The sequence below is a fragment of the Kitasatospora sp. NPDC001603 genome, assembly GCF_040298365.1.
Lineage (GTDB): Bacteria > Actinomycetota > Actinomycetes > Streptomycetales > Streptomycetaceae > Kitasatospora.
This window is the reverse complement of sequence record NZ_JBEPAA010000147.1, coordinates 1-7,771: the sequence shown is the minus strand read 5'-3', so window position 1 is coordinate 7,771 and position 7,771 is coordinate 1. Positions and strand designations below refer to the sequence as shown.

The 7,771-nt window shown below is 73.8% G+C and carries 8 protein-coding genes; 4 read left to right on the top strand and 4 right to left on the bottom strand.

Going from position 1 to position 7,771, the window contains the following annotated elements; translation table 11 throughout:
- Positions 1 to 544: PAS domain-containing protein (locus ABT263_RS38180; protein WP_352298406.1), on the bottom strand; the 544-nt coding region annotated here is incomplete at its 3' end.
- Complete coding sequence (locus ABT263_RS38175) at positions 544 to 1,347, bottom strand: alpha/beta fold hydrolase (RefSeq protein ID WP_352298403.1); 804 nt, start codon at positions 1,345 to 1,347, stop codon at positions 544 to 546. The genes ABT263_RS38175 and ABT263_RS38180, both read right to left, overlap by 1 nt.
- A 178-nt stretch (positions 1,348 to 1,525) precedes the next feature.
- On the opposite strand from ABT263_RS38175, the gene ABT263_RS38170 reads away from it, so the two are divergent.
- The gene (locus ABT263_RS38170; RefSeq protein WP_352298400.1) at positions 1,526 to 1,696 is read left to right on the top strand and encodes a hypothetical protein; all 171 of its coding nucleotides are present in this window, start codon (positions 1,526 to 1,528) and stop codon (positions 1,694 to 1,696) included.
- Positions 1,697 to 1,893: 197 nt separating this feature from the next.
- Here ABT263_RS38170 and ABT263_RS38165 read toward each other — a convergent pair whose 3' ends face one another.
- Positions 1,894 to 4,275 carry an FHA domain-containing protein gene (locus ABT263_RS38165; RefSeq protein ID WP_352298397.1) on the bottom strand — a complete coding sequence of 794 codons (2,382 nt, stop codon included), beginning with the start codon at positions 4,273 to 4,275 and terminating at the stop codon, positions 1,894 to 1,896.
- 215 nt (positions 4,276 to 4,490) lie between these two features.
- Here ABT263_RS38165 and ABT263_RS38160 point away from each other — a divergent pair, with 215 nt between their 5' ends.
- From ABT263_RS38160 to ABT263_RS38150, 3 genes are all read left to right on the top strand, one after another.
- Positions 4,491 to 4,883, top strand: a complete 393-nt coding sequence (locus tag ABT263_RS38160; protein WP_352298394.1) for a hypothetical protein — start codon at positions 4,491 to 4,493, stop codon at positions 4,881 to 4,883.
- A 104-nt stretch (positions 4,884 to 4,987) separates the two neighbouring features.
- A complete protein-coding gene (locus ABT263_RS38155; RefSeq protein ID WP_352298391.1) occupies positions 4,988 to 5,209 on the top strand; it encodes a hypothetical protein in 222 nt (73 codons plus the stop codon).
- 493 nt (positions 5,210 to 5,702) lie between these two features.
- Positions 5,703 to 6,164 carry an ester cyclase gene (locus ABT263_RS38150; RefSeq protein ID WP_352298388.1) on the top strand — a complete coding sequence of 154 codons (462 nt, stop codon included), beginning with the start codon at positions 5,703 to 5,705 and terminating at the stop codon, positions 6,162 to 6,164.
- 66 nt (positions 6,165 to 6,230) lie between these two features.
- On the opposite strand, the gene ABT263_RS38145 is transcribed toward ABT263_RS38150, so the two are convergent.
- A complete protein-coding gene (locus ABT263_RS38145) occupies positions 6,231 to 7,520 on the bottom strand; it encodes an amidohydrolase family protein (protein WP_352298385.1) in 1,290 nt (429 codons plus the stop codon).
- Positions 7,521 to 7,771: the final 251 nt, after the last annotated feature.

The following is a 7,771-nucleotide window of genomic DNA, read 5'->3' as shown; positions in this document are numbered from 1 at the left end:
GCTCCGCCTCCGCCCGGGCCCGCTCCGCCTCGGCGCGGGCCCGCTCCGCCTCGGCGCGGGCCCGCTCGGCGTCCTGGCGGCGGTGCAGGAGTTCGGCCTCGTAGGCGCGGCGGTCGGACGCGTCGAAGACGGTGCTGCGGATCAGCAGCGGCTTCCCGCCGGTGCCGCGCTTGACCACGGAGGACACCAGCACCGGCAGGCGGCCCCTGGCCGCGGTCCTCATCTCCAGCGCGATGCCGTGCAGTTCGCCCTGCATCTGCAGCAGCGGCGCGAAGTGCGTCTCGTGGTAGAGCTTTCCGCCGACGGTCAGGAGGTCGGCGAAGCGCATCCGGCCCACCACCTCCGCGCGTTCGAGGCCGAGCCAGTCGAGCAGGGTGGTGTTGATCTTGGCGATGGTGCCGTCCATCAGCGTCGACAGGTAGCCGCAGGGCGCGGACTCGTACAGGTCCTCGGCGCTGTCCTCCAGGAGTGCGCTGAACGCGGCCGTCGTCGCGGCCTGATCGCCGGCTCCCGCCCGCTCCGGTCCGTCACCGGGGCGGGTCATCACCGGCGCTCCTCCAGGAAGGCCAGGATCGCTTCGGCGGTGGCCTCGGGCGCGCTCAGCTGCGGGCAGTGTCCGGTGGCGTCCAGGGTGACCAGGCGCGAGGAGGGGATCGCGGACCGCACGTACGCGCCGACCTCGCGTGGGGCGATCACGTCCTGGGAGCACTCCAGGACCAGGGTCGGCACCCGGACGCTCGCGAGGTCCCCGCGGCTGTCGGTGAGGAAGGTGGTCCGGGCGAAGACCCGGGCGATGTCCGGGTCCGTGGCGCAGAAGCTGTTCGTCAGCTCCTGCCCCAGCTCCGGCCGCTCCGGGTTTCCCATGATCACCGGTGCCATGGCGGAGGACCAGCCCAGGTAGTTCGACTCCAGGGAGGTCAGCAGTTCCTCGATGTCCTCCGTGCTGAAGCCGCCCCGGTAGTCCTCCCCGTCGATGTAGCACGGTGAGGGGGCCACCATCACCAGCGCGCCGATCCGCTGCGGCGCCGCCTCGGCGGCCAGGACCCCCACCATCGCGCTGACCGAGTGCCCGACGAAGACCGCGTCGTGCAGGTCCAGCTCCTCGCACACCTCCACCACGTCCTGCGCGTAGCCCCGGAGGGAGGAGTACCGCTCCTCGCTCCAGGTCGAGAAGTCGGACCCACCGGAGCCGACGTAGTCGAACAGCACCACCCGGTACCGCTCTGCCAGGGCCGGCACGATCAGGCGCCACATGTTCTGGTCGCAGCCGAACCCGTGCGCCAGCACGACCACCGGCCCGTCGGCGGGGCCGGCGAATCTCACGTTGTTCCTGCGGCGAATGTCCACGCCACGCATCCTGCCACCTCGCGGGGGAGGCAACCGCGGTCGGCCCGACGAGAACGGCCCGCCCGGCCGCCGCGCCGGCCGCGGGACCCGGCCGCCCCCACCCTTTCGTGGGCCGGATACGTAGGGAAAGTTCGCTCGGAGTAGGTACCGGCCACCATGTATCCCGCACTGTTCCGTGGTGTCCAGTGGAGTCGGCGGTCCCGGGACCCTGCTCATACCGGGCCCGTTCGTCTTCTCGCTGAACGACCGCGAGGCCCGCGCGGTGCTGCACCGGCTGCACCGGCTCGGTTGCCGTGTGCTCGAACCGCCCGGCGGGGGAGCGGCCTTCGTACCGGTGACCTGCTCGTAGGCGGCCACCCGGTCGTAGGGGTGCGCCCGGTCGTGGGGGTGCCCCGCGTCCTGACCCCGCCCACCCCTCCGCTCCGCTCCGCCGGGCCGCGCTCCGCAGGGCGGAGGGGCGGGCGTGGGCCGCGTTCGAGGGCCGTCCCCGCCGGGCAGCGGGGGCTGCCCTCGTCGTGGGCGCCCCGGCGCCCGGCGCCGCTCCCGCTACCCGCGCATGATGGCGGGTTCGTGGCGGCGCAGCAGCCGACTGACCAGCACCCCGCAGAGCACCGAGAGGACGACCATCATGCCCAGGTCGAGCAGCAGGGTGCCGACGGAGTGGGTGAAGAGCGGGTCGTCGCTGAAGGTGGCCGGGAAGGCCGCGCCGAGGTCGAGCGTGGCGGCCATCGCGGCGAAGGCCCAGCGGGAGGGGACCAGCCAGGAGAGCTGATTGAGCACCGGCGCGCCGTTCAGCTGGAGCAGCGCGCCGCAGAAGACGACCTGGACGATGGCGACCAGCACCAGCAGCGGCATGGTCACCTCCTCCTTCTTCACCAGCGCCGAGATCACCAGGCCCAGCATCATCGCGGTCACCGAGAGCAGGGCGACGGCGAGGGTGATTTCGAGCAGCGGGGGCAGCAGGACGCCCTCGGTGCCCGGTGGTCCGAGCTGCACCCCCGCCAGGGCGACCATGGTGAGGACGACCGACTGGACGACGGTGATGGTTCCGAGCACCACGATCTTCGAGCAGAGGTACGCGGATCTGGACAGGCCGACGGCTCTCTCGCGTTGGTAGATGCTGCGTTCCTTGACCAGTTCGCGCACCGCGTTGGCGGCGCCGATCAGGACGCCGCTGACGCAGAGGATGAGCAGGGTGTTGAGGGCGGTGGAGTCGTCGAGGCGGCTGCCGGCCAGGGCCCGGGTCAGGGCGCCCATGACGAACGGCAGGGCGATCATGACGGCGAGGAAGGTGCGGTCGGCGGAGAGCGCGGTGGCGTACCGCCGTACCAGGGTGGAGACCTGCTTGCTCCAGCCGCGCGGCTTGGGCTTGGGCAGGGGCGGCACCACGGCGGCCGCCGGGGCGGCGCCGCCGGGCTGTCCGGCCGGTCCGAGCTGCCCGGGCTGGGGCGGCCGTGCGGTCGCGCCCGCGATGTAGCGCTTGTACGGCGGGGAGGCGCGGTACTGGCCCGCCCAGTCGCGGTCGGTCTCGTTCTCGAACGCCTCGAAGGCCTCGGACCAGTGCTTGAACCCGAAGTGGTCGAGGGTCTCGCCGGGCGGCCCGTACCAGGCGAGGCGCCCGCCGGGGGCGAGCAGCAGCAGGCGGTCGCACAGGTCGAGGCTGAGCACGCTGTGGGTGACCACGACGATGGTGTGCCCGTCGTCGGCCAGGCCGCGCAGCATCTGCATCACCGAACGGTCCATGCCCGGGTCGAGGCCGCTGGTGGGCTCGTCGAGGAAGAGCAGGGACGGCTTGGTGAGCAGTTCGAGGGCGACGCTGACCCGTTTGCGCTGGCCGCCGGAGAGGGTGGAGATCACCTGGTCGGCGCGTTTGGTCAGACCGAGTTCGGTGATCACCTCCTCGACCCGGGCGGAGCGTTCGGCGGGGGCGGTGTCGCCGGGGAAGCGCAGCTCACCGGCGTAGCCGAGGGCCCGGCGGACGGTCAGCTGGGTGTGCAGGATGTCGTCCTGCGGCACCAGGCCGATGCGGTGCCGCAGTTCCGCGTAGTCGTGGTACAGGTCGCGGCCGTCGTAGCGCACGGTGCCGCGGTCGGCGGGGCGCAGGCCGGTGAGAGCGTTGAGCAGGGTGGACTTGCCGGCGCCGCTCGGACCGGCGACGGCGAGCAGGCAGTGCTGGCCGACCGGGAAGGAGACCTTGTCGAGCAGGACGCGGCCGTCGCCCACCTCGACGGTGAGGCCTTCGACGTCGAGGTCGATGTCGCCGGTGTCGACGAACTCCTGCAACTGGTCGCCGACCAGGCAGAAGGCGGAGTGGCCGATGCCGACGATGTCGGCGGGACCGACCAGGGCCTGCCGGATCGGCAGGCCGTTGAGGTAGGTGCCGTTGTGGCTGTCGAGGTCGGCGATCTCGTACCGGCCGTCGGAATGGGCGCGCAGTTCGGCGTGGTGCCGGGAGACGGACAGGTCACCGAGCACCAGGTCGTTGTCGGGTGCCCGGCCGATCCGGATCACCTTGGCAGGCAGCCGGCGGACGCTGGTCGGCGGCCGGTCCAGACCGGTGATGGCGGTCAGCGCGGAGGGTTGCGGGTCCCTGACCACGGTCGGCTTGTGCAGGGCGCTCAGGGTGCAACAGGGGCCGTCGGAGGCGTTGCCGAACCGCAGGATGTACCCGGGGCCGACGTCCAGGTGCTGGACGCGGTGGCCCTGGCAGAAGGTGCCGTTGGTGGAGCCGGCGTCGTCGAGCATCCAGTGGCCGTCGTCGACGTGCAGGACGGCGTGGTGCCAGGACACCCTCGGGTCGGTGAGCACGACGTCGCTGGTGGGGTCACGCCCGACGGCATAGCTGTGTCCCGGGCTCATCACCTGCGAGTCACTGTCGGTCTCGATGAGGAGCTGCGGCGCGGTGAGCGCGAACTCTCGCTCTGCCATACCACCGATGCTAGACGAGTCGGCCCGATAGTTCCCCGGCCGGCCGGGCCCCCGGCGGGGCCGCGGACGTGGGGGCGGCGCTCGGCCACGGCGGGTGACGGCCGGGGTTCCGGTCACCCCCCGGGACCGGGACGGCGGCCCGCGTACGAGCCCGCCCGTTCCCCGGTCGGCCGCCCGGCGCGGACCGGCGCCGGAGGGCGGCTACGATCCCGTTGGTGAAGACCTGGACGGAGCTCCCCGCCGAGACCGATGTCGAAGCCGTCGTCCGCCGCTACTTCGGCCTGCTGCGGTCCGGAAGGATCTCCGAGGCCGAACAGCTCGTCGATCACGCGCCGGTGCGGCACGTGCTCACGTCCCTGTGGGCGGGCGCTCGCGAAACCGGCGCCGAGGAGGCCGGGGCGGGGCGCGGCCCCGCGGCCGACGCGTGGGAGCGGGACCTGTCCTGGCTGGGCGAACTCGACCTCGGCGACTTCAGTTGGGGGCCCACCGGCAGCCACCTCTACGTGGAGCTCACCTGCCGCGGCCGGAGGATCGAGCTGGCCCTGGGCTTCTGGGTCAGGCCCACCGACACCGGCTGGGTCCTCACCGGACCGTCCACCCTCTGGTAGCGGGCCCGACGAAGCGGGCCGGGGGTCCGTGCCGCCGGCGGGGCCGGGTCTTCGTCACGTCGATCGTGCTTTGGTTCACGCCGCTCTGCTGCGAGACTGGGATCATGACCCCTGACCGTCGCAGCCTCGGGCTGCCCGCGTTCTCCGAGCCCGTCGCCGATGCCTCCGCCGTGCCCGCCCAGTCCGGCGGCCGCCGACTGCTGCCGGTCGAGCAGGGCGCCGACTTCCGCCAGCCGCCCACCGAGACCGTCGACGAGCCCGCCCCGGTGCGGCGCCCGCTCGGCGTCGGCGGCCTGACCTTCTCCGACCCGGACCGGCAGATCTGACCGGCTCCGTGCGTGCCGCCGCGCGGTCCTGACCTGCGGCGGCCGCCCGATCACCCGGGCGTTCGCCGCGCGCTCTCCGGCGACTTCACTCCGGCGCTCTCTCCGGCGACCTCGCTTCGCCGGCGCGGCCGGGCTGCCGGACCCGGCCCGGCCGCACGACGAGTCGCCGGGCGGGTACCGGTGGGTCCGTCGTTCCCGCAGGCCGAGCCTCACGTTCCCACCCTTTCCGCTGCCGGGGTCCGGGTCCTGCCCGGTCGCGGCCCGGCAGGCCGGACCCCGCCGGGCCGCCCCCGCGTCGTTGGCCGACGTCGGCCCCGGCGGGCGTCCGGCGGGAGGCCGCCGCGGACCACGCCCACCGGGGAGAACTCGACGGGCTCGGGCGGCGCCCGCCGGTCCGCCGGTCCGCCGGTCCGTCGCGTGACGCCGGGGGCCGAACGGCTGATGAACGGGCCTCTTGCGTTGGGCGGGGCCCGGCCGACGGGAGAACGTGGGCATGCAACGTGACGAGATGCTGCACCTCTTCGAGGTCCACCGCGAAGCCGAGAGAGCGCGCGACTTCGATGCCGTGCTCGCGACCTTCACCGACGACTGCTTCTTCGAGACGGTGGCCCTCGGACGCCGGGTCGAGGGGAAGGCGGCCACCCGTGCCGCTTACGCGGCCTTCTTCACCGCCTTCCCCGACATCGTGCCCGTCGACCAGGGCATGACCTTCGGCGACGACGTGATCGTCGTCTGGGGCGAGCTGCGCGGCACGAGCGGCGGCCCCTGGCTCGGTGTCCCGCCGGGTGGCGGGTCGTTCGTGGTGCCGTTCGCCAACGTCGCACCGTTCAAGGACGGCCGGATGGCGGGCGAGCGGATCTACTTCGACCTCGCCACGCTCTGCGAACAGGCCGGACTGTCGACCGAGGAGATCAGGGCTGCCGCGGGAGCGGCGCCCGGGAGCGGTCCCGGCTGACACCCTGCCAGGCCCAGGCTGCGCCGGTCGGAGCGGCCGGGGACCGCGCGTGGTGCCGGCTCGCGGTCAGCGGGCCCTCCTCGGGGCGAAGGGGGACCGGCGTTCGCGCACGGCCGCCACCGCCCTGGCGACCTGGGCGTCGAAGGCGTCGAGCTGCTCGGCCTCGGCGGGGCTCGCGACGAAGGTGCGCCGGTCACAGGCCGTGCCCCCGCGCCAGATCCGTTCGATCGCGCGGGTCGCGGTGATGTCCGTCAACGGGTCACCGGACACCAGGACCAGATCCGCGCGCCGCCCGGCCGCGATGCGTCCCCGGTCGGCGAGGCCGAAGACCCGGGCCGGCTCGGCCGTGGCGGCGGCCAGGGCCCGCGCCGGGCCGATGCCGCACCGGACCAGGAGCTCCAGTTCCCGGTGCAGGCTCGCCCCGAACACGGTCCCCGGGTTCGGGGCGTCGGTGCCCGCCAGCAGCGTGATCCCCGCGTCGGCCAGCCGCCGTACGTTCTCCTCGGCCCGGGAGTAGGGCGGCGTCGCCCGGCCGCGCCGGCCCGGGGCGGCCGAGGTCAACCGCCGTGTCCAGGCTTCGCCGAGCGGCCCGGCGAGCCGCGGGTCGCCCGCCACGGCCGCGCCACCCGGTTCACCCAGGGTGTTCTCGATGGTGGCGAGCGTCGGACCGACCGCGATCCCGGCCTCGGCCATGCGTCCGACCAGCGCCTCGCCCAGCTCGGCGTCCACGGGGACGTGGGCCAGCACGTCGACACCGGCGGCCACCACCTCCTCGACGCCGGCCACCGAGCTCACATGGGCGACGACGAGCAGGCCGCGGGCATGCGCGGCGGTGACCAGAGCGGTGACGGTCCCGGAGTCCAGCGACGGCCAGAGACCGCCGGTGCCGGAGATGATCTTCAGATAGTCCGAACCCGCCGCGATCCGCTCCGCGACGAACCGTTCGGCCTGGTCGGCGGCGGTCAGGGTCGGGAACGGGGCGTACATCAGCGACGGGTGCCCGTCGGGCGCCGTGGCACCGACACCCGAGGAACGCACATCGGCCACGTCCGGATGGGAACCGGCCTGCTCCTTGGCCCGCGCCACCAGGTCGGGCTTGCTGAACATGTCGAGAACGGTGGTGACGCCAAAGGTCAACGACTGTGCGAGGGCGCCGGGGACGAGGTGCACGTGCGCGTCGATCAGTCCGGGGAACACCGTTCCGCCACCCGCGTCGACCACGTCGTCGCCGTCCCGGGCGGCCGGGGCCGCCGAGCACTCGGTGATCAGCCCGTCGGCGAACCGGACCGAAGTCCAGTCCCGCGACCTCGTGCCGTCGAACACCTTGGCGTTCACGATCGTCGTTGCCGCGGCCATGGCGTCCACCCCCGGGGGATCCTGAGTAGGGCGGGACGGCGAGAGGCCACCCGAGGTCCTCGACCCCCGCCGGCGCGGAAGCAGCCCGCCACGCAGGGAGTCTACGACCCGCGCCACCCACCGGTACGGGGTGGGGGGGGGGCGGGGGGGGGCCCCCCCCCCCCCCCCCAACACCCCCCCCCCCCCCCCCCCCCCCCCCCCCCCCCCCCCCCACCCCAACACAAAAAAAAACAACCCCGACAACCCCCCCG

What these genes read in the sequence shown, in the direction of transcription:
- ABT263_RS38165 (WP_352298397.1), bottom strand. Translation starts at nt 4,275, where the DNA reads ATGGCAGAGCGAGAGTTCGCGCTCACCGCGCCGCAGCTCCTCATCGAG.
- ABT263_RS38150 (WP_352298388.1), top strand. Translation starts at nt 5,703, where the DNA reads ATGCAACGTGACGAGATGCTGCACCTCTTCGAGGTCCACCGCGAAGCC.
- ABT263_RS38155 (WP_352298391.1), top strand. Translation starts at nt 4,988, where the DNA reads ATGACCCCTGACCGTCGCAGCCTCGGGCTGCCCGCGTTCTCCGAGCCC.
- ABT263_RS38145 (WP_352298385.1), bottom strand. Translation starts at nt 7,520, where the DNA reads ATGGCCGCGGCAACGACGATCGTGAACGCCAAGGTGTTCGACGGCACG.